Annotated in this window: 14 protein-coding genes, 1 pseudogene and 1 riboswitch; of the genes and pseudogenes, 11 read left to right on the top strand and 4 right to left on the bottom strand. The window is 44.5% G+C overall.

Annotated elements, in window-relative coordinates:
- The 4 genes from MHH46_RS27125 to MHH46_RS27110 all read left to right on the top strand — a co-directional run bounded on the left by MHH46_RS27125 (window position 1) and on the right by MHH46_RS27110 (window position 4,234).
- A complete protein-coding gene (locus MHH46_RS27125; RefSeq protein ID WP_256717241.1) occupies window positions 1-1,020 on the top strand; it encodes an endo-1,4-beta-xylanase in 1,020 nt (339 codons plus the stop codon).
- 82 nt (window positions 1,021-1,102) lie between these two features.
- Complete coding sequence (locus MHH46_RS27120; RefSeq protein WP_076194126.1) at window positions 1,103-3,157, top strand: alpha-glucuronidase family glycosyl hydrolase; 2,055 nt, start codon at window positions 1,103-1,105, stop codon at window positions 3,155-3,157.
- 24 nt (window positions 3,158-3,181) lie between these two features.
- Window positions 3,182-3,976 (top strand): Nif3-like dinuclear metal center hexameric protein, encoded by a 795-nt coding sequence (locus MHH46_RS27115; protein WP_370510796.1) that lies wholly within the window; start codon window positions 3,182-3,184, stop codon window positions 3,974-3,976.
- 84 nt (window positions 3,977-4,060) lie between these two features.
- Complete coding sequence (locus MHH46_RS27110) at window positions 4,061-4,234, top strand: hypothetical protein (RefSeq protein WP_169744809.1); 174 nt, start codon at window positions 4,061-4,063, stop codon at window positions 4,232-4,234.
- Between the two features lie 77 nt (window positions 4,235-4,311).
- Here MHH46_RS27110 and MHH46_RS27105 read toward each other — a convergent pair.
- Window positions 4,312-4,422: pseudogene (locus tag MHH46_RS27105) on the bottom strand (glyoxalase); the annotation flags it as partial.
- 246 nt (window positions 4,423-4,668) lie between these two features.
- Window positions 4,669-4,855, top strand: a riboswitch (cyclic di-AMP (ydaO/yuaA leader).
- An 87-nt stretch (window positions 4,856-4,942) separates the two neighbouring features.
- On the opposite strand from MHH46_RS27105, the gene MHH46_RS27100 reads away from it, so the two are divergent.
- The 4 genes from MHH46_RS27100 (at window position 4,943) to MHH46_RS27085 (ending at window position 9,679) form a co-directional block, all read left to right on the top strand.
- The gene (locus MHH46_RS27100) at window positions 4,943-5,770 is read left to right on the top strand and encodes an alpha/beta fold hydrolase (protein WP_081383340.1); all 828 of its coding nucleotides are present in this window, start codon (window positions 4,943-4,945) and stop codon (window positions 5,768-5,770) included.
- Window positions 5,771-6,373: 603 nt separating this feature from the next.
- Window positions 6,374-7,435 carry a selenide, water dikinase SelD gene (selD, locus tag MHH46_RS27095; RefSeq protein WP_076194128.1) on the top strand — a complete coding sequence of 354 codons (1,062 nt, stop codon included), beginning with the start codon at window positions 6,374-6,376 and terminating at the stop codon, window positions 7,433-7,435.
- Window positions 7,436-7,493: 58 nt separating this feature from the next.
- The gene (mnmH, locus tag MHH46_RS27090) at window positions 7,494-8,531 is read left to right on the top strand and encodes a tRNA 2-selenouridine(34) synthase MnmH (protein WP_076194130.1); all 1,038 of its coding nucleotides are present in this window, start codon (window positions 7,494-7,496) and stop codon (window positions 8,529-8,531) included.
- A 35-nt stretch (window positions 8,532-8,566) separates the two neighbouring features.
- Entirely contained in the window at window positions 8,567-9,679 is a 1,113-nt protein-coding gene (locus MHH46_RS27085) for a cysteine desulfurase family protein (protein ID WP_076194132.1), read from the top strand.
- 453 nt (window positions 9,680-10,132) lie between these two features.
- On the opposite strand, the gene MHH46_RS27080 is transcribed toward MHH46_RS27085, so the two are convergent.
- A complete protein-coding gene (locus MHH46_RS27080) occupies window positions 10,133-12,073 on the bottom strand; it encodes an exosporium glycoprotein BclB-related protein (RefSeq protein WP_081387945.1) in 1,941 nt (646 codons plus the stop codon).
- 200 nt (window positions 12,074-12,273) lie between these two features.
- A complete protein-coding gene (locus MHH46_RS27075) occupies window positions 12,274-13,266 on the bottom strand; it encodes a LacI family DNA-binding transcriptional regulator (protein ID WP_076128039.1) in 993 nt (330 codons plus the stop codon).
- Window positions 13,267-13,638: 372 nt separating this feature from the next.
- On the opposite strand from MHH46_RS27075, the gene gtfA reads away from it, so the two are divergent.
- Window positions 13,639-15,081 (top strand): sucrose phosphorylase, encoded by a 1,443-nt coding sequence (gene gtfA / locus MHH46_RS27070; RefSeq protein ID WP_076194134.1) that lies wholly within the window; start codon window positions 13,639-13,641, stop codon window positions 15,079-15,081.
- 86 nt (window positions 15,082-15,167) lie between these two features.
- Here gtfA and MHH46_RS27065 read toward each other — a convergent pair whose 3' ends face one another.
- The gene (locus MHH46_RS27065; protein ID WP_076128035.1) at window positions 15,168-17,402 is read right to left on the bottom strand and encodes an AraC family transcriptional regulator; all 2,235 of its coding nucleotides are present in this window, start codon (window positions 17,400-17,402) and stop codon (window positions 15,168-15,170) included.
- Between the two features lie 503 nt (window positions 17,403-17,905).
- Between MHH46_RS27065 and MHH46_RS27060 the strand changes: the two genes are divergently transcribed.
- The gene (locus tag MHH46_RS27060; RefSeq protein WP_094903677.1) at window positions 17,906-18,781 is read left to right on the top strand and encodes a sugar ABC transporter permease; all 876 of its coding nucleotides are present in this window, start codon (window positions 17,906-17,908) and stop codon (window positions 18,779-18,781) included.
- An 11-nt stretch (window positions 18,782-18,792) separates the two neighbouring features.
- A complete protein-coding gene (locus MHH46_RS27055; protein WP_076194136.1) occupies window positions 18,793-19,686 on the top strand; it encodes a carbohydrate ABC transporter permease in 894 nt (297 codons plus the stop codon).
- Window positions 19,687-19,707: the final 21 nt, after the last annotated feature.

The following is a 19,707-nucleotide window of genomic DNA, read 5'->3' as shown; positions in this document are numbered from 1 at the left end:
TTGAGACAAGCTAGTGATTACACAGAACCTGCACTAAAAACAATATTTGCTGAGGATTTCAAAATTGGCGCAGCCGTTAACCCGTTGACGATACAATCACAGGAGCACTTGCTCACCTATCATTTCAATAGCATTACCGCTGAGAATGAGATGAAGTTTGAAAGTCTGCATCCGCTTGAAGACAGTTATAACTTTAAACTAGCAGATCAGTTGGTTGCCTTCGCCCGAAAACATCATATGGCTATGCGTGGGCATACTTTAGTCTGGCATAACCAGACTACGGACTGGTTGTTTGAGGATAAGAAGGGCGGGCCTGTAAGCAAAGAGACATTGCTTGCACGGCTCAAATCACATATTCAGACCGTGGTTGGGCGTTACAAGGAAGATATCTATGCTTGGGATGTTGTAAATGAAGTTATTGCAGATGAAGGAGAAGAACTTCTTCGCCAGTCAAAGTGGCTGGACATTGTCGGACCGGAGTTTATCGGCAAAGCTTTTGAATTCGCTCATGAAGCCGATCCTAAGGCTTTATTATTCTACAACGACTATAACGAGTCTAATCCACTTAAGCGCGACAAAATCTATAAAATGGTGAAGTCGCTGCTGGAACAAGGAGTGCCGATCCATGGCGTCGGATTGCAAGCCCACTGGAATCTATACGATCCGAGCTTAGACGATATACGTGCTGCTATTGAGAAGTATGCATCTTTAGGGCTTCAGCTCCAATTGACAGAGCTGGATGTGTCCATGTTCCGTTTCGATGACAAACGAATGGATTTAAAGGTCGCACCTGCCGAACTGCTCGAGCTGCAGGCAGAGCGCTATGAAGCGATGTTTGCTCTGTTGAAAGAATACCGCGACGTGATTAGCTCAGTCACTTTCTGGGGAGCAGCGGATGACTATACATGGCTGGACGGCTTCCCTGTTCGGGGACGGAAAAATTGGCCATTTCTATTCGATGAGCAGCATAATCCTAAGCCAGCGTATCACCAATTGCTTAACGCTGTCACCAAATCATAGAGCGGGTAACCTGCTCAAGCTTGCGAATCATGAACCCGTCCTTTTCAATCCAGGGCGGGTTATTTATACGGGAGGAATAAACATGACAAATACCGCTTATGAGGCTTGGCTCAATTATGGTCAGCTGAAATCAGGATCTCTATACAATCAATATATAGATTGGTGTGTTGAGTTGGTAGTAACGGAGGACAACGAGACGATTCAGGCGGCAGCCGCGGAATTCATACAGGGGATGACCTCTATGCTGGGCAAAGCGCCACTGCTCACAGCGAAACCTGAAGGACCGTGTATCGTTATAGGAACCTTCCAAGGGGGGAATCCATTAATTAGTAGAGTATTCGCAGGAGAACGAACCGATTCACTGGGTCCTGAAGGTTTCCTTATACGTACAAACGCTACTGAGCAATGTATCGCTGTCGGTGCTTCAACGCCTGTTGGAATATTGTATGGCGTATTCCATCTGTTACGGCTGATAGGAACAGAAAGCGAAATAGACGCTCTGAATTTGTCTATGAATCCGGTGAACGGCCTGCGAATGATTAATCACTGGGATAATTTTGATGGCAGTATTGAACGTGGCTATGCTGGACGGTCCTTTTTTTACGCGTCCAATCAATTTCTTAACGATACAAAGCGGCTGCGTGATTATGCCAGATTGATGTCCTCTGTGGGGATCAACGCGATTTCGATTAACAATGTGAATGTTCATGAGCTTGAATCTCTATTTATAACGGAGCAATATTTGCCTGATATCGCGTTAATTGCAGGAATATTCCGCGTATACGGAATTAAGCTATTCCTCAGTGCTAACTTCGCCAGCCCGATACAGATCGGAGCATTGGAGACAGCTGATCCACTGGACCCAGCGGTGCGGCAATGGTGGAAAGATAAGGCTGGTGAGGTTTATCGAGTGATCCCTGATTTTGGCGGGTTTGTGGTCAAAGCAGATTCAGAAAATCGACCAGGGCCATTCACTTACGGGCGTGACCATGCCGATGGCGCTAATATGCTGGGAGAAGCACTGGAGCCGTTTGGCGGAATCGTGATTTGGCGTTGTTTCGTATATAACTGCAAGCAGGATTGGCGTGACCGTAAGACAGATCGGGCCAGAGCAGCGTATGATCATTTCAAACCATTGGATGGCCGATTTAATGATAATGTAGTGCTGCAAATCAAGAATGGACCGATGGATTTTCAAGTCAGAGAACCGGTATCTCCGCTGTTTGGCGCACTGGAACATACCAATCATCTGATGGAGTTTCAGATTGCTCAAGAATATACAGGGCAGCAGCGGCATCTCTGTTATCTCGTTCCACAGTGGAAAGAAGTCCTTGATTTCAATACTTATGCCAAAGGGCAAACTACACTTGTGAAACATATTGTGGACGGATCGGTGTGGGGAAATAAATATAATGGTGTGGCTGCTGTAACTAATGTCGGGGATGACATGAACTGGACGGGGCACGGGTTAGCTCAAGCTAATCTGTATGGATATGGGAGATTAATTTGGAATCCGGAGCTGACGGCAAAAGAAATAGCTGAGGAATGGATTCGCCTTACCTTTGGCACTGATGAAGGTCTAGTGGCTGCTATTCGCGGGATGTTAATGGACTCATGGAGGATTTACGAATCTTACACAGCTCCATTAGGTGTGGGCTGGATGGTTAATCCGGATCATCATTATGGGCCGAATGTGGATGGATATGAATACGCCAAGTGGGGAACGTACCATTATGCGGATCATAAGGGCATTGGTGTTGATCGTTCAGTCAAATCGGGAACGGGGTATAGCGGACAGTATATGGGTCTTAATGCATCAAATTATGAGAATCTAGCGTCTTGTCCAGAAGAGCTGCTGCTGTTCTTCCATCATGTTCCATACACGCATGTTCTGCAATCGGGGCAAACGGTTATACAACATATCTACGATACTCATTTCGAAGGGGCAGAGCAGGCTGCACAGCTTCTAGCAACATGGGAATCACTTGAAGGCAGCATGGATAGTGGATTGTATGTGCAAGTGAAGCAACGTCTTGAAGAGCAAGCAGAGCATGCGCAGGAATGGAGAGATCGGATCAATACGTATTTTTACCGTAAGAGCGGAAATGAGGATCTTAAAGGCAGAAAGATTTATTAGATTTCGATTCGAGGGATGATGATAGTGAGCCTCACGATTAGAGCGATTTTGAAAGATTTAATGGGAACTGTGGAACAGGTAGAAGGGACTGTGGATATTCTGAACCCAGGGGAACCGGAAACTGAAGTCACAGGGATTATTACGGCCTTCTCTGCCACACAAAATATTGTGGAGCAAGCAATAGCGTTAGGAGCCAATTTGCTGATCACGCATGAAGGTGTATTTTATAGCCATCATGCAGCGAGCGAGTGGTTAGAAGGTGATCCGGTTTATCATGCGAAAAAAAGTCTGATCGAACATTCCCCAATAGCTATTTTTCGTTATCATGATTATTGGCATCGGCAAGAGCCGGATGGGATTATGATGGGTTTGCTGCGAGAGCTGGATTGGTCAGACTATGTGGAAGAGCAGCAAGCGGCTGCTACGATTCTCACTATTCCTGCTATGACTGTAATGGAAGCTGCTCAGTATATTAAAAGTAAGCTAGGCATCTCTTATGTACGCGCTGCTGGTGACCTGTCTCTGTCCTGCAAACGCGTAGGGATATTAGTAGGTTACAGAGGAGGTGGGATGATGGCTATTCCGCTTTTTAATGATCACAATCTTGATTTAATTATCGCTGGAGAGGGACCAGAGTGGGAGACTCCGGAATATGTGCGGGATGCAGGGCACCAAGGCAGATCTAAAGCGCTCATCATGTTGGGTCATGCGGAGAGTGAAGCGCCGGGGATGAAATATTTAGCTGAAATCTTAGCAGACAAATATCCCATGCTTCCTACCCGGTTCATTGCTGAACAACCCATCTATCAGATGGTTTAATCTGGGAAAATTAAGAGTACGGAATAAATAAACATATTATGGAGAAAATGAAGGGAAACAGGTCACTGAGAAAGGAGTGTTTCAATGGAAATTCCTTTGGAGGCTGATGAAGTATTAAGTCGGATCAAAAAGCTGCAAAGCGACGGAAGCTCAATCAGTAAAAAACAAGTAAAGCAAAGCGACCCAGAGCTTATGAGAAGTGCGCTGTTCTTTTTTCCAAGCTGGGAGCATGCATTGAAAAACGCCGATCTTTTGTAGCCATAGTATTGTAAAAGGAAGCTAAGTGGACAGGGGGAGATCTCTGATTCTGCTTAGCTTTTTTCTTTTTTATGAAATCATTCGTGCTGTTCATGTGAAATAATATTAACAAGCTTGCCAAACGGATCGGGGACATAGAAACGACGAACACCCCAAGGTACAGAAACTGGCCCAATATTGGTATTGAAGATTGTCGTTTCTTATTAAATAGGAAAGTACTGGTGAATCACCCCCTTTTTCGCTTGCTTCAGAGCTGTTTTTCTAAAGAAAACGAGTAAACAAGAGCAAAAGAAAGAGAAAATGAAGAGTATGCTTAATATGAAATGAAAAGCATTGCTTTCAACATTATTTTGACCAGAGCCCTCCTTTACAAGAAAACCTTACAAGAGTATGATTCATCTCAGAACTGAGAATTATCTTAAATTTACAATTACATAAGCAATCCGCTTAATTTCCGTTTCTGGAAAGCGGGGGAACCAACAACTGGCAGCCGATGTGAGAGTCGGCACTGGTTATGGGGTGAATCCTGTTCCGGGTGCATAATATGCATCCCTGCAGGTAGGGCAACTCTCACTGCCCGAATCCGACAGCTAACCTCGTAAGCGTATGGAGAGAGGATGAATGGCGTGTTTAGTGATGAATAGCCACAGAGAATCCCTCTGTGGTTTTTTGCTGCGTTTTTAAGCAGATATAGTCGTAGAATTTATTATGAAAGAGGTGTTACCTTTGCCTATCGCTAAACTGAACGGAACTTCGCTCTATTATGAAATCAATGGAACTGGCACTCCGGTTGTGTTTATCCATGGACATGGATTAACACACAGTATGTTCAAACCACAGCTGGAGTATTTTTCCGATAAATATAAAGTGATTTTGTGCGATTTACGGGGGAATGGCAAGTCTGGTAAACTGCTGGAGGCCCCACATGAGATTATTGAGACGCAATGTCTGGATCTGATTATGCTGTTGAATGACCTAGGTATCCGTGAAGCAGTTTTTGTAGGAATCGCCTATGGTGGCTTAGTCGTTCAGCATATTGCCAAACAATATCCTGAGCGTGTAAAAGCAATTGTGGTCGCGGATAGCTTTTGTAGGACTCACGGATCAACAATAGTAGGGAAAATACAAACTATGGCAGCATATTGCAGTTTACTAATGTATTATCTCCCAAGCGAGCTGGTGTTGCCTTCGATTCGGATGATGTACCGAGAGCGCTGGAGTCTGGCCTACAATGAGATTAGAAGAGGACTGCTGGACAAACGCCCCCGGGAGTTATATCGGCAAAGGCTGGCTACGAGCCATGTTGATTACACCAGATGTTTAAAGGCTTTTAAACGTCCTGCATTATGTATTGTGGGGGACTTTAATGAATTTGGAGTGAATTGTATGAAGGAAATGGTGTCTCAGCTGCCGCAGGCGCAGTTGGCGATTATTCCGAACGCATTAGATCCAAGTAATCTGTGCCAGCCGGAGCAATTCAATGCGATTCTTCAGCGTTTCTTAGAGAAGCAGCAGGGCAGTCAGCAGATTAGCTGATCTATAGGGAGACCTTCACAAGCGAAGCGTTTAAGTGAGAAAATAGGCGTCCCATAGCCAGGGCGGAATGAGCTGGCTATGGGTCGTCTTTCTGGGAAGAACTTTAGGGGAATTCTCCCTAAAATGAAGGAGATTATGGCTCCTAGAACGTAGATTAGGGAAATCCTCCCTAATAATAGGATGTTTTTAGCCATAAATGGGTATTTGCATGAATTTTTAGGGAGGAATTCCCTAAAAACCTCATTTTAAAGCGATTATCGATGAACATTAGGGAGGATTTCCCTAATATAATGGACATCCAATTAAAGGCTGGCTTATCCGTAGTGAAATCTACGAATGAGCCAGCCTTTGGTTATTTTACTAACCGATGGATGTTGAACATTTACAAGCATATTGTACCTAGAACGCTACTTAATGTCCCTACCCTACCACAGCACCAAATATAGCTCACCCGACGTGGGAAAGAACTGTAGGCCCTAAGTAGTGAAGGTAAGTGTATAGAAGGAGGCGTAGTAAGCAACGCATCTGCTACTCTTGCATTTTGTACAATGCGATCTACTCGTGTAAGATTAAGATAATTCATACTAAAGGAGCTGAGTCATGATGTCTCAAGCTGAAACTATAAAACTGACTTCATTATCTTCAAAAGGGGGCTGCGGCTGCAAAATCGGTCCCGCCGATCTCATGCAGGTTATTCGTAGTCTGCCACCAACTGTTCCTAACCCGGATCTACTTGTAGGTCTTGATACTAGTGATGATGCAGGGGTGTATCGTTTAAGTGATGAATTAGCGTTAGTGCAAACTGTTGATTTTTTCACGCCGATCGTGGATGATCCCTATTCATTTGGTCAAATTGCAGCAGCCAATGCATTAAGCGATATTTATGCGATGGGTGGAAAGCCGCTTACGGTGCTTAATATTGTGGCCTTTCCTATTTCTGTTTTAGATAAAAGCGTTCTTGGTGACATTTTGCGCGGTGCAGCGGATAAAGTACAGGAAGCAGGAGCTACTCTTGTGGGCGGACATTCCATCGACGATAAAGAGCCCAAATTCGGATTGGCCGTTACGGGCCTTGTGCATCCTGACAAAGTAAGAACGAATGCGGGCGCCAAGGTGGGAGACAAGCTGATTCTAACGAAGCCTATCGGTGTGGGGATCTTAACAACTTCCATTAAAAAGGATCAGCTATCTCCTGAAGAAACCACACGCCTTACGACAGTAATGTCTACTTTGAATAAAAAAGCGGCTGAAATCATGGAGCCTTATGATGTACATGCTTGTACAGATGTTACCGGATTTGGGCTACTGGGACATGCCTCGGAAATGGCTAAAGGGAGCGGCACGGGCCTGATCATTCGTCAAGGCGATGTACCTATGCTGCCAAGAGTAAGAGAGCTTGCGGAACAGGGATTTGTTCCAGGAGGCACTAAGAATAACTTTGCCCATCTGGAAGGCAGCATTCTTTATCCGGAGGAGATGGACCAACTAAGCCGCTATATTCTATGTGACGCTGTGACTTCTGGCGGACTGCTGATCTCTGTGGCCCCTGAACAAAGCGAAGATTTGCTAAAAGAGTTAGTAGATGCAGGGGTAGAAGCGGCATTGATCGGAGAGGTAACGGAAGAGCATCCGGGTCAGATTACAGTTATAGCTGCTGTGGAATAACTGTTGTATATCAGCTTAGAGCAAATTATGAAGGTTAGCCACCAGAGGAGAGAGCATATTGTTTCAGGACATTACACTGGAAGAACTTAGAGTGTTAAAAAACAAGAAGCAGATCACCATTATTGATGTTAGATCTCCTTCTGAATATAAAGATGCAACGCTGCCGGATAGTTTGAATATTCCCTTTTTTGATGATCAGGAACGGGCTGAAGTAGGGACGTTGTATAAACAGACAAGTGTGCAGGCCGCGAAAGAACGTGGTTTGGAGATTGCTGCGGCAAAACTGCCTTCTTTTGTCAAAGAATTTGCAGCGATTCAAGGAGACAAAGCAGTATTCTGCTGGAGGGGAGGTATGCGCAGCCGTACAACTGCGACCGTACTCTCTTTAATGGATATTCATGCTTACCGGCTGATAGGCGGCTATAAGGCTTATCGTAAATGGGTGCTCGACGAATTGGAGTCCTATGAATGTAAGGCGAAGTCTTATGTGATTCACGGAAATACAGGCACAGGTAAAACCAATCTGTTACACCGCCTGAAAGCGCAAGGCTACCCCGTTCTGGATTTGGAAGGGATGGCAGGTCATCGTGGTTCTATTTTTGGTGAGATTGGCCTTCGTGCGAACAATCAAAAAACGTTCGATAGTCTTCTTTTAGAGGAGTTAATTAAGATCGGGGATTCTCCTTATGTACTATTTGAAGCGGAGAGCAAAAAGATTGGTAAGGTAGTAATGCCCCCATTTATGGCCGAGCAAAAAGAGAGCGGAACGCAGATCTGGATTGAGATGCCTTTGCAAGCCAGAGTGCAGCAAATCCTTGAGGATTACCGGCCAGAAGAGTACAAGGAGCAGTGTATTTCTGCATTTCGGAGTATTAAATCCCGAATTCATATCCCTGTTGCAGCAGAAATCGAACGATGCTTGCAGGCGGATTTGTTCGGCGAAGCTGTGGCGCTGCTGCTAGAATATTACTATGATCCTAGATACGATTATACGTCCACTCACTATGAAGGCATTGAGAGAGTTACTTTTAAAGTGAATAATCTGGATGAAGCTGAGACTGCTGTGCGTTCTTTTTTAAAACATCAAGAAGTATAAGTTTCGCGTTATGGTTAAAGGGGGCTTTACTTAATATGATCTATTTAGATTACAACGCTACAACACCAGTAGATAAGGAAGTAGCAGAGGTTATGATCCCTTATCTTTACGGTCATTTTGGGAATCCTTCAAGCAGTCATTCTTTGGGGCGGGAAGCTAAACTCGGAATAGAGCAGGCAAGAACACAGGTGGCTGATTTCCTGAATTGTGCGCCGGGTGAGGTGCTTTTTACCAGTGGGGGTAGTGAGTCTAATAATACTGTCATTAAAGGAGTAGCCCAAACGTATCGCCATAAAGGTAATCACATTATCCTGTCTGCTATTGAGCATCCAGCGGTAATTAAACCTTGTCAGTACCTGGAGCAGATGGGATACAACCTGACTTATGTACCTGTTGACTCGTATGGAATGGTGCAGGTTGACGATGTGAAAAAGCAGCTCACGGACCAAACCATTCTGGTCTCCATCATGCACTCTAATAACGAAACGGGTACGATCCAGCCGATCAAGGAAATAGCTGAGGTCTGCCACGAACGGGGTGTTCTTATTCATACAGATGCTTCACAGTCTGCGGGAAAAGTAGACCTCGATGTAGCGGATTTAGGGGTGGATTTTCTAACGCTTGCAGGCCATAAATTATATGCGCCCAAAGGCATTGGAGCACTGTACATTCGGGACGGCATTCACATTGAGCCTTTGATACACGGTGCGGGCCATGAACAGGGGCGAAGAGCGGGGACAGAAAATACACCCTACATTATTGGCTTAGGAAAAGCCTGTGAGCTTGCTGCTGACTCTGATTCTAGAAAAAGAGTTAAGCAAGTTACGGAGTATTTCTATGGAAGACTGCAGGAGTCTTTTGGCGAAAAAATTCATTTGAATGGTCATAAACACAAGCGCTTGCCTAACACCCTTAACGTTAGTTTTCTTGGAGCAGTGGGTCATGAAATTATCGATTCCCTGGAAGCTGTGGCGGCTTCAACTGGCTCGGCGTGCCATTCCGGTGAAACGTTGATTTCGCCTGTTTTAAAGGCTATGCATGTGTCGGAGAATATTGGACGGGGAGCGGTTCGTTTTAGTGTGGGACGATATACGACTACAGCGGAAATCGATGAGGTCATCGATAAGCTGAAGGTGTATTTGTTATAAGCTGAAATCGTATTAGTTGTGAGGTTCGTTTTTGCAAACAGTGGCAAAGTGTGAATCCTAGTGAACGGACTTTGACTTCCAGTGGACGGACTATGACTCTCAGTGAACGGACTATGAATCTCAGTGAACGGATTATGGCTCCCAGTGAACGGACTATGGCTCCCAGTGAACGGACTCGCTATCGGACTCAGGCGCTCTTATTTGCAATATTTTCCTATTTTTGAGTTGCTATAGGACTCCATAGGCGTTATTAGTACAAAATAGACACTACTGAGCACCATTTCTGCCCAATAGCGCCTCTCAGGTCCGATAATCTCTCTAAACAGTGATAAATTAACGAATAGCGGCATCTGAGTCCGAAAGATCAAGCGTTGAATCCGCATATTACAAAAAAAGCATCTGCCACCTCCTTCAAAAGGAATCGCAGATGCTTTTTTTAACTTTTTTTAGTGATTATACAATCGTAAAGCCAGCACTTGCATAACCAGTGACTGTATTTACAAGGGTAAGACCTGTAGCGGTGGCTGAGAATACCATAAGCAAACGTGTCTGTGGTGTTACAGTAAAATTGATACCATTCGTAATTCCGCTGACAAAAGTTCCAAGATTAATAGTACCGGTGATAGGTGGAAGTGGGACTGTTGCGCCTGGAATAGGAGTAAATGTATTATTTGGTGTGGTCGATTGGTACAACTGTGCTGTTACATTTATCGTAGTACCAAGCAGCGATAAAGCTATGGTATTACTGAAGTAAGCAGCAATGGAAGTTATTACTCCTGCTCGAGGAGTTGAGAATGCAAAGTTGATAAGCGGTCCAAGGAGAGTACCTGTCAAATCAATATTACCGCCAACAAGCGAAATGCCTGTGGCTGAACTTCCGAAGCCTACAAGACTTGTTGTTCCAACCAAACCACCCAAAACCGTGGTCATAATAATAGGTCCTCCGGATGCCAGCGGAATAATTGCACCGTTACCGGTTGCACCAGTGACTCCGGTAATGCCAGTAGCTCCAACCGCGCCGGGATCACCCGTCGCGCCCGTTGCCCCCGTAGCTCCGGCAACGCCGACCGCGCCGGGATCACCCGTGGCACCCGTTACACCGGTAGCTCCGGCAACGCCGACCGCGCCGGGATCACCCGTCGCGCCCGTTGCCCCCGTAGCTCCGGCAACGCCGACCGCGCCGGGATCACCCGTCGCACCCGTTACACCCGTAGCTCCGGCAACGCCGACCGCCCCCGGATCACCCGTCGCCCCTGTGGCACCCGTAGCTCCGGCAACGCCGACCGCGCCCGGGTCGCCCGTCGCTCCCGTTGCACCGGCAGGGCCCGCCAAGCCGTCAGCACCAGTCGAGCCCGTCGCTCCAGTTGCTCCTACGCCTGGACCCGCTGGTCCTTGCGCACCTGTTGGTCCTTGAATCCCTTGCACACCCTGTGGTCCTTGAGGTCCCACCGCGCCACCAGCGATTAACAAGTAATCTGGTGAACTCCCGGGTATTCCAGTAGGTCCGGAAACGGTAGCTATATAGGTGCTGCCATTGAAGGTTACTACTTGACCTGCTGGATAAGTAGGACTTTGTGCAGGATTAAATATTACAATCCCTTGCAGCCCTACCCCTTGTGGTCCCTGAGGTCCTTGAAGTCCAGGCGTTCCTTGAGGGCCTTGTGGTCCTTGCGGTCCTTGCGGTCCTTGGGGGCCTGTGGAGCCACCAGCAATTAATAAATAGTCTGGTGAACTTCCAGGTGTTCCCGTTGGTCCAGCAACAATAGCAATATAGGTACTGCCATTAAAGGTTACTACTTGACCTGCTGGATAAGTAGGGCTTAATGCAGGATTAAAAGCAACAATTCCTTGCAGCCCTGCCCCGGTGGTTCCCTTTACGCCCGGAACCCCTTGCGCTCCTTGCGGACCCTGAGGTCCCTGTGGCCCTTGAGGTCCAGTCGCACCTTTAATAGGCAATCCGATTGCTTGTGTAATAGAAGCTTGAATATGTCTGATCTGAATAATCAACTGATCTTTACAATTAGAGTCAATCTTCGTGGCGAGAATAAAAGATAATAACTCAGCTAACAACAGTTGAAGATTGGTGCCCACGCTTACGACAGAGAAGGGACTGACTTCGGTCGATACAATGGTTATCTCTACTACAGAAAGTAGCTCAGTTCTAAAAGGACTGCATAACTTAGAGGTATGCAAGAATTCCAATAATTCTCTTAACACTCTTTGTAGATTGGCAATATGAAGTGTTGTGGGATTCGTAAGTACGGGGGGTACCACTGCAGAGAGATCAGTGACTATTTTTAATAGTGCGTTACACTCCCTCTTTCTAATAGGACTGCTGATCCTTCCATGCTTGTTTAGGATAGCATCGCCTTTAAATGGTCTGTAATCAGGCATATTTCTATATCTCCTCCTTGAACTTCTCCTGTTCATTCCTTTAAAAAATGGGAACCTGCCCAATCAGCATATTCTGAGAAGCGGAAGTGGTTACAAAAATTGCCCTAAAAGCCGTTATTCCTGAAAGTCGTTATTAATGAAGTAATACAAAAAAGGCAGGCCACCGCTAATTACGGTAGTCTACCTTTTTAATAGATACGTTAAGTAGTCTCTCCCTTAATAAGAGTTACGTCTACAGTAGTGTTGTTGATTAGCTCTCCATCAGCACTTTCGATCATTTGCAGGAGAGTATTGGTCAGCATGACCCCGATCCGATCACTAGGTTGCATAATGGTAGTCAATTTAGGACTCTGAAGCATGCGGGTAAAGCTGTGGTAATCATAACCGATGATTTTCAGTTGCTCGGGCACTCGAATGCCTTGCTGTTCAGCATAAATGTATAAAGCATAAGCCACAATATCATTACTGCAGAATACTCCATCATATTCTCGAAGTTGGGCCGGAGAGATATTTTCGGTGACAAAGGACCAAAAATAATCAAAGGTAAGCTTGTTGTGCGCGCCTTCGATAATATCGTAAGTTACACCATGTTTCATACTTGTGATGACAAAAGCATCCCGACGGCGATTCGCTAGAATATCCAGATCTAGCGGGCCGGAGATATGTAGCAGCCGTTTACAGCCCAGCTGTATCAAATGTTCGGTAGCTAGCTCACCACCGCGGTAATTATCCGATCCCACACAAGGGATATTGGAAGAAATAAAACGGTCAAAAGAGACAATAGGGAAAGGGACCTTTTTATAGCTTTCAATATTCATAGTGTGGCTGCACATGATAATGCCATCTACTTGATTCTGGCGAAGCATGCTAATATAGTTGGCTTCCTTCTCAGGATCGTCAAGAGAATTACATATTAGCAATTTATAGTTTTTTTCATTAGCACTCATTTCAACATACTTGATGAGATCGGAAAAGAAAGGGTGATTTGAATCTGGAACAATAATCCCAATAAAAAAGGATTGATTCTTCTGTAAGGCTCTGGCGATTTGATTAGGATGATAATCTAAGGCGTCCATCGCTTTTTCAACTTTTTTTCGCGTCTCTTTGCTGATATATCCCCGGTTGTTCATTACTCTGGACACGGTAGCTACAGCAACGCCCGCCTCCTTGGCAACATCTTTAATACTTGCCATACCCTCATCCCCGTTTCATAAAATGCTCTAATCTATATTCTACAACTTTCTTGGATTGTTGACACTAATCGAGACTAACAATTGTAAAAGCATAGATAGTTTTTGATAGTTATAATAGGTATGTTATACGTTACCACAAATATTTAGATATAATATTAAAAATCAATCATTATACCCATATTTTATTGATTTAATTATATGAAAACGTTTGACATATTATTTGCGCATCTATAAAATTGGTTTTGAATAAACCTTCATCTAGGGAGGAACAAGATCGTTAGGAGAACGCTTTCATAAGTTGCGTTAGTTTGATGATTTCTCAGACCTTATGAAGCAAGGGTGTATAAATTGAAATAGAAGGAGAACGCCAATATGCAGATTAAAAATGAAGCTATGCTTATCACTTACGCAGATAGCATGGGAAACAATTTAAAAGAACTAAACGAAGTACTGGATACACACTTGCAAGGAGTCGTGGGTGGGGTTCATTTATTGCCGTTTTACCCCTCTTCGGGCGACCGGGGATTTGCTTCGATGGATTATACGAAGGTTGATTCGGCTTTTGGCGACTGGGCGGAAATCGAAGAGATGAGCGAGAAGTTCTACATGATGTATGATTTCATGATCAATCACATTTCACAGCAGTCTCCATACTTTCAAGATTTCCTTGAGAAGAAGGATGCATCGCAGTACAAGGATTTATTTATTCGGTACAAGGATTTCTGGCCTAACGGTGAACCAACTGAGGTTGATGTGGATTTAATTTATAAACGTAAACCGCGGGCGCCATACGTAGAGGTTACCTTTAAAGATGGGACGAAGGAAAAGGTTTGGTGTACGTTTGATGAGCAGCAGATCGATCTGGACGTGACTACGGAAACTACGAAGAAATTTGTAAAAGACAATCTGACCTTCCTTGCTGATAAAGGAGCATCGATTATCCGGCTGGACGCTTTTGCCTATGCCAACAAAAAGATGGGTACCAACTGCTTTTTCGTAGAACCGGATATTTGGGAAATGTTGAATTTGTCTAAAGAAGTAGTGGAGCCTTATGGCGTAACTGTTCTTCCGGAAATCCATGAGCATTACAGCATTCAATTGAAGATTGCAGACAAGGATTATTATGTCTATGATTTCGCCCTGCCAATGTTGGTATTACATGCTCTATACAGTGGAAAAGTAAATCGGCTTGCGCATTGGCTGGAAATCTGTCCGAGAAAACAATTCACTACCCTGGATACACATGACGGCATTGGCGTAGTGGATGTTAAGGATCTGATGACCGACGAAGAAGCTGAGATGACCAGAGAAAGCCTATATAGCCAAGGAGCAAATGTTAAGAAAAAATATAGCTCTGCCGCTTATAATAATCTGGATATTTATCAAATTAACTGCACTTATTATTCTGCACTTGGCAATGATGATCAGGCATATCTTTTGGCCAGAGCTATTCAGTGCTTCGCCCCTGGTATTCCACAGATTTATTATGTAGGTCTATTCGCTGGCGAGAATGATATTGAGCTGCTCGAAAGCACAAAAGAAGGACGCAATATTAACCGCCATTATTATTCTAAAGATGAAATTGCTGCTGAGGTACAACGTCCTGTTGTTCAGAAGCTGTTCGCATTGTTGAAATTCAGAAATAGCTGTCCAGCTTTTAATGGTGAGATCAAGATTGAACAAGGTAGTGAGAATGAGCTGAACATCACTTGGAAAAATGAAAACAGTGTGGCGAAGCTTGAAGCTAATCTGTTGACCAAAGAATACACCATTGTTGCAGGTGAGAATGAAGCAAATATTGCGAAGGTATTTTAATATTTCCTTTGATATCGAAAGGTGTTCCAAAGGCCAATGTAATGGCTGCTGGAGCACCTTTCTTTTTGGGGGATAGGTGATTCATGTTATGAACTGTTTTTGGTCCGTCTGAATTCTATTGGTGTAAGGCTGAAGTTGCGTTTGAACATCCGGTGGAGATAAGAACTGCTGGTGAAGCCAGTTACTTCAGCAATATCCGATACCGATAAATCACTCTCTACAAGCAGGCGGCATACTTCCTTCATCCGTACCTCCATGATGACATCCACAATAGTGGTTAGGGTCTGCTGCTTATAAAGTCTGCTGACATAGATTGGAGACATATTAAGTTCATCGGCAATTTGGTTCAGACTTAAGCAAGGGTCCATGTAAGATTGCTGAATGGTTTGGTTAATTTGCCGGATTAGATCGCTTTGCTTGGAGCTGCGCTTATCCGCTTGGAATTCCTGAATATGATCAAAAAGCTGGTAAAAAGCTGCCTCAAATTCTTCTATTGTTTCATAATGTTCAAGCGAAGGCATCACCATCATCCCTTCGGTGGGGGTAGGACTAAGCTTCTTGATGTTATCGACAATTCGTTTAATCGTTAGCGTCACCCTTGAAACAGTAAGTTCCAGCACATGATAGGGATATTGCTCCATTTCACGTACCATTTCGGAGAAGTGACTGCGGGCTTCGTCTGTTCTGCCACTTGTGAGCGCATCGACCAGCTTTTTCTCGCTGTCAGCCGGGTAGGAGTAAAGATTGTTCTGAAGCTCGCTAATTCGCTCAGCATTGATCAGGCTGCCATGACCATAAAACAGTCTATGTTTGGAAGCTTCTCTGGCCTGACTGTACAGCCGGTTTAGTACATCTGGATTATCACTGATAGGGCTGTACACTAACGACAGTCCGATTTTTAAATAATCACAACAGGCCACACGGATCTGCCGCAGCAGCACTTCAATCAGCTCGGTATCCAGATGCTCAGTGGAGGTCATGCTGCTAAGCAACATGACCACACTATCGTCATTCATATCTACAGTTTCCACCTGATAAGTCTGTCCACAGATCTCTGAGGCAATATTCATGATGGCAAACTTGTACGGAAGGAGATAAGAGCCTCGTTCCTTTCGCAGAGCTTCGTACTCATCAATGCGTAGTAATACTAGCCGGTAGCCCTCGTTTAAATTAAAAGAAATACCCAGCTGTTGAACATCATTTTGCCGGCTGTTATGAGGAGATTTAATGCCAAGCACCAGATTGCGTAATGAGTTCTGCCTGATCGTAAACATACTGTTGCGTTTATCTGCCTCAAGGGTGTTCATTCGGCTTACGATCGAATCAATCGGCAGATAAAGCCGTTTGGACAGTACCCTAGAAATAACAAGACCGAACAATAAAATAATTAAAGAAATCAGAAGCGTAGTATTGCGGATATGATTGGTCTGTTCAGTAATTACCTCATAAGGAGTAATGCGCACATATTGCCAGCCAAGCGAATCGGGCGAAGTATAGGACACCAGTGATTTATTCCCTCTAAAAGGGGCAGTAAAATAGCCGGCAGAACGTGCTTTTACTTGATGCTCCAGCCAACTGTTTTCATCCCCGGAGAGCTTCTCCAATGTCAGCTTATTCCCCGACAGAAAACGGCCTTGGTCATCCAAAATGTAGGTACTGCCACTACCGGGTGTATTGCCGTTAGCCAGTTCTTTATTGATCCAAGCCGCGGATATGTTAACAATAACCGCAGAGTTAATAGAGCGGTCCCAATTGATCGCATCATAGCAAAGGTAAGTATAGACTGAGATGGTTTTTTTCTCAGGTTCATCTATGGAATAGGTTCGCGGAATCGGCGTAAATGTTTTGTAATCCTGATAATGATTCAGCATCTGAATAATTTCAGTGTCCACCAGTTCGCGGGTGGTGAATACGCCATTCTGGCCCTGTGCTGCCGAAATATAAACCGTGTCATTATTCGGATTATATACATAGATGGATTCAATATAAGGCATGGAATTTAAGTAGTTTCCGAGATCGGACATCGCCGCGGTTACCTCATAAATAGAGGGCTTGTTGTAGAACAACAGATGAGAAATCGTGCTGGTTCGATACAGTTGAAATGAAAGCGTTTGCGCGACTTCAGCCATGTTGACCACTTTTTTGCCAGTCTGGGTCAGATCCCTTAGATCGGAGCGAAAGGTTTGCGTCTTCTCGACGCCGATGTAGTACGTATAGTAAACAAAAGTAGAGATAAGAAGGGTTAACGATATGCATAGGGTTATGGTGGTGAGCAGCTTGCCATACAGTAGTCTTTTTCTCCGTAGATCATTATTCTTCATACCGTCCCCCCTGATCATCATATGACTTACTCGGACAAGACTCTGGATGAATTCATATTATGAAGTTCCTTTATTATAAGTCCCCAAGAGTGAACAGAACAGTGGAGCAACCTTAGAATCCTGCATTTTTCCAATCTGAAGGGAGTGAACAAATTAAATATTCGTGTACAAAACAGTCTTTTCTACAAGGATTATAAGGAGTTAGCGAAGCTTGAGAAGCTCAGTGGGTCTCCGAAGACTTTTACATAAACATCCTGATTGTTCAGTTCCTGTTTCGCCAGTTTGAGCAGTAAGGCTTGTAAGCTTCACTTCTGTGTTCAGAAGAATCCCCCTATAGTGGAATTATGCAGTTTCTATATTAAGGGGAGTGAGAGATCTTGAGCCAAACCTCATCCAAAGGAATTTCAAACGTCGAACTTGGCATCCAGGCTGATGGTAGAGCACGCTTACGAACGACAAGAAAGAAGAAAGGATTGTTGTATGAGCTGGTGCACAATCGGGTAATGTTTCTGATGCTGCTGCCCACCTTGATCTTTTTTCTGGTGAATTCCTATTTTCCAATGGTAGGCATCTATTATGCGTTCACTCAATTCGACTTCAACAGCAGCATGTTCAACTCCAAGTTTGTGGGATTACAGAATTTCGAGTTCCTTTGGAGATCCGGTACGCTGGTGAAGCTCACGATGAACACGATAGGATACAATATTGCTTTTATTGTACTAGGGAATGTGCTGGCAATTGTCTGTGCGATCCTGCTGAGTGAGCTCAATGGAAAATGGTTTAAAAAGATTAGCCAATCGGTAATGTTTCTGCCTTACTTTGTATCCTTTGTAATTCTCAGCGTAATTGTCTACAACTTGTTTAATTATGACAGCGGTTTCTTAAATACAATGCTTACCCAATTTGGCCTTGATCCGGTCGACGTTTACAGTAAACCTTGGGCATGGATCTTTCTGATCATTATCTTTTATCTATGGAAAAATCTTGGCTACAGCATGGTGATTTATCTGGCGGCGATTACGGGGATTAGTGACGAATATTATGAAGCGGCCAAAATTGATGGCGCTAATATTTTCCAACGGATTTGGTATATAACGGTGCCGATGCTGAAATCAACCTTTGTGGTGCTGCTGCTCTTTGCGCTCGGGAGTATTATGAAGGGCCAATTCGATCTTTTCTATCAATTAATAGGCAATAACGGGCTGCTCTACAATACGACGGATATCCTTGATACCTATGTATACCGTTCGCTTAAAGTAACCTTTGATGTGGGCATGGCAACGGCTGCCGGGGTCTATCAATCCTTGTTCGGCTTCGTCCTCATTATGACGGTCAACTACATTATCCGCAAAATAAACGATGACTACGCCCTGTTCTAGGAGGATAAGAAATGAAAATTCAAAAGGATAAATATACGCGAATGCTTCATTGGATTGCCTATGTGGTCATTATTGGCTTATCGATCGCTTGCCTGCTGCCCTTTTTGCTAATTATCTCTGCATCTTTGACCAGCAATGAGTCCATTATTCGCGATGGCTATCATCTGATTCCGGCACAGTTCTCACTGGAGGGCTACAAGACGGTATTCATCTTCCCGGATGAGGTGCTGCGGGCATATGCGATCACAGTCAGCACAACTGCTATTGGAACGGTAATGGGACTTTTTTTCATGACTATGGCGGGTTATGTACTGGCGCGTAAAGATTTTAAATATCGAAATAGCTTTTCCTTCTATATATACTTTACGACTTTGTTTGGGGGAGGACTTGTCCCGTGGTACATCATGATTACGAAATACCTCGGTCTGCTGGATTCCTATGCGGTACTGGTGCTTCCAGGTCTGATGACGCCATTTTTGATCATTTTAATGAAAAACTTCATCAAATCAGCAGTTCCTGAGGAATTGTTCGATTCTGGAAAAATAGACGGGGCTGGTGATTTCCGGATTTACTGGCAGATTGTACTCAAGCTTTCCATGCCGGGCATCGCTACAGTCGGTTTGTTTCTGGCTTTGTATTACTGGAATGACTGGTTCACCTCTTCACTGTTCATCAATGATACGCATAAATATCAGCTGCAGTTCTATCTGTACAATGTTATCAATTCAGCACAGTTTATCGCACAGATGGGGGCGGGAACCGGGGTGTCACTGGCTACGGAGGTCCCTGCTGAGTCTACCAAAATGGCGATGGCAATTGTCGTGACGGGACCTATTCTTTTTCTGTACCCGTTCGTTCAGCGTTATTTTGTCAAAGGCCTAACCATCGGCGCTGTAAAAGGTTAGAACCGCAACCTGCCCACTACC

Source organism: Paenibacillus sp. FSL H8-0175 (assembly GCF_045040615.1).
GTDB classification, from domain to species: domain Bacteria; phylum Bacillota; class Bacilli; order Paenibacillales; family Paenibacillaceae; genus Paenibacillus_AQ; species Paenibacillus_AQ odorifer.
This window is presented reverse-complemented; position numbering and strand designations above follow the sequence as displayed.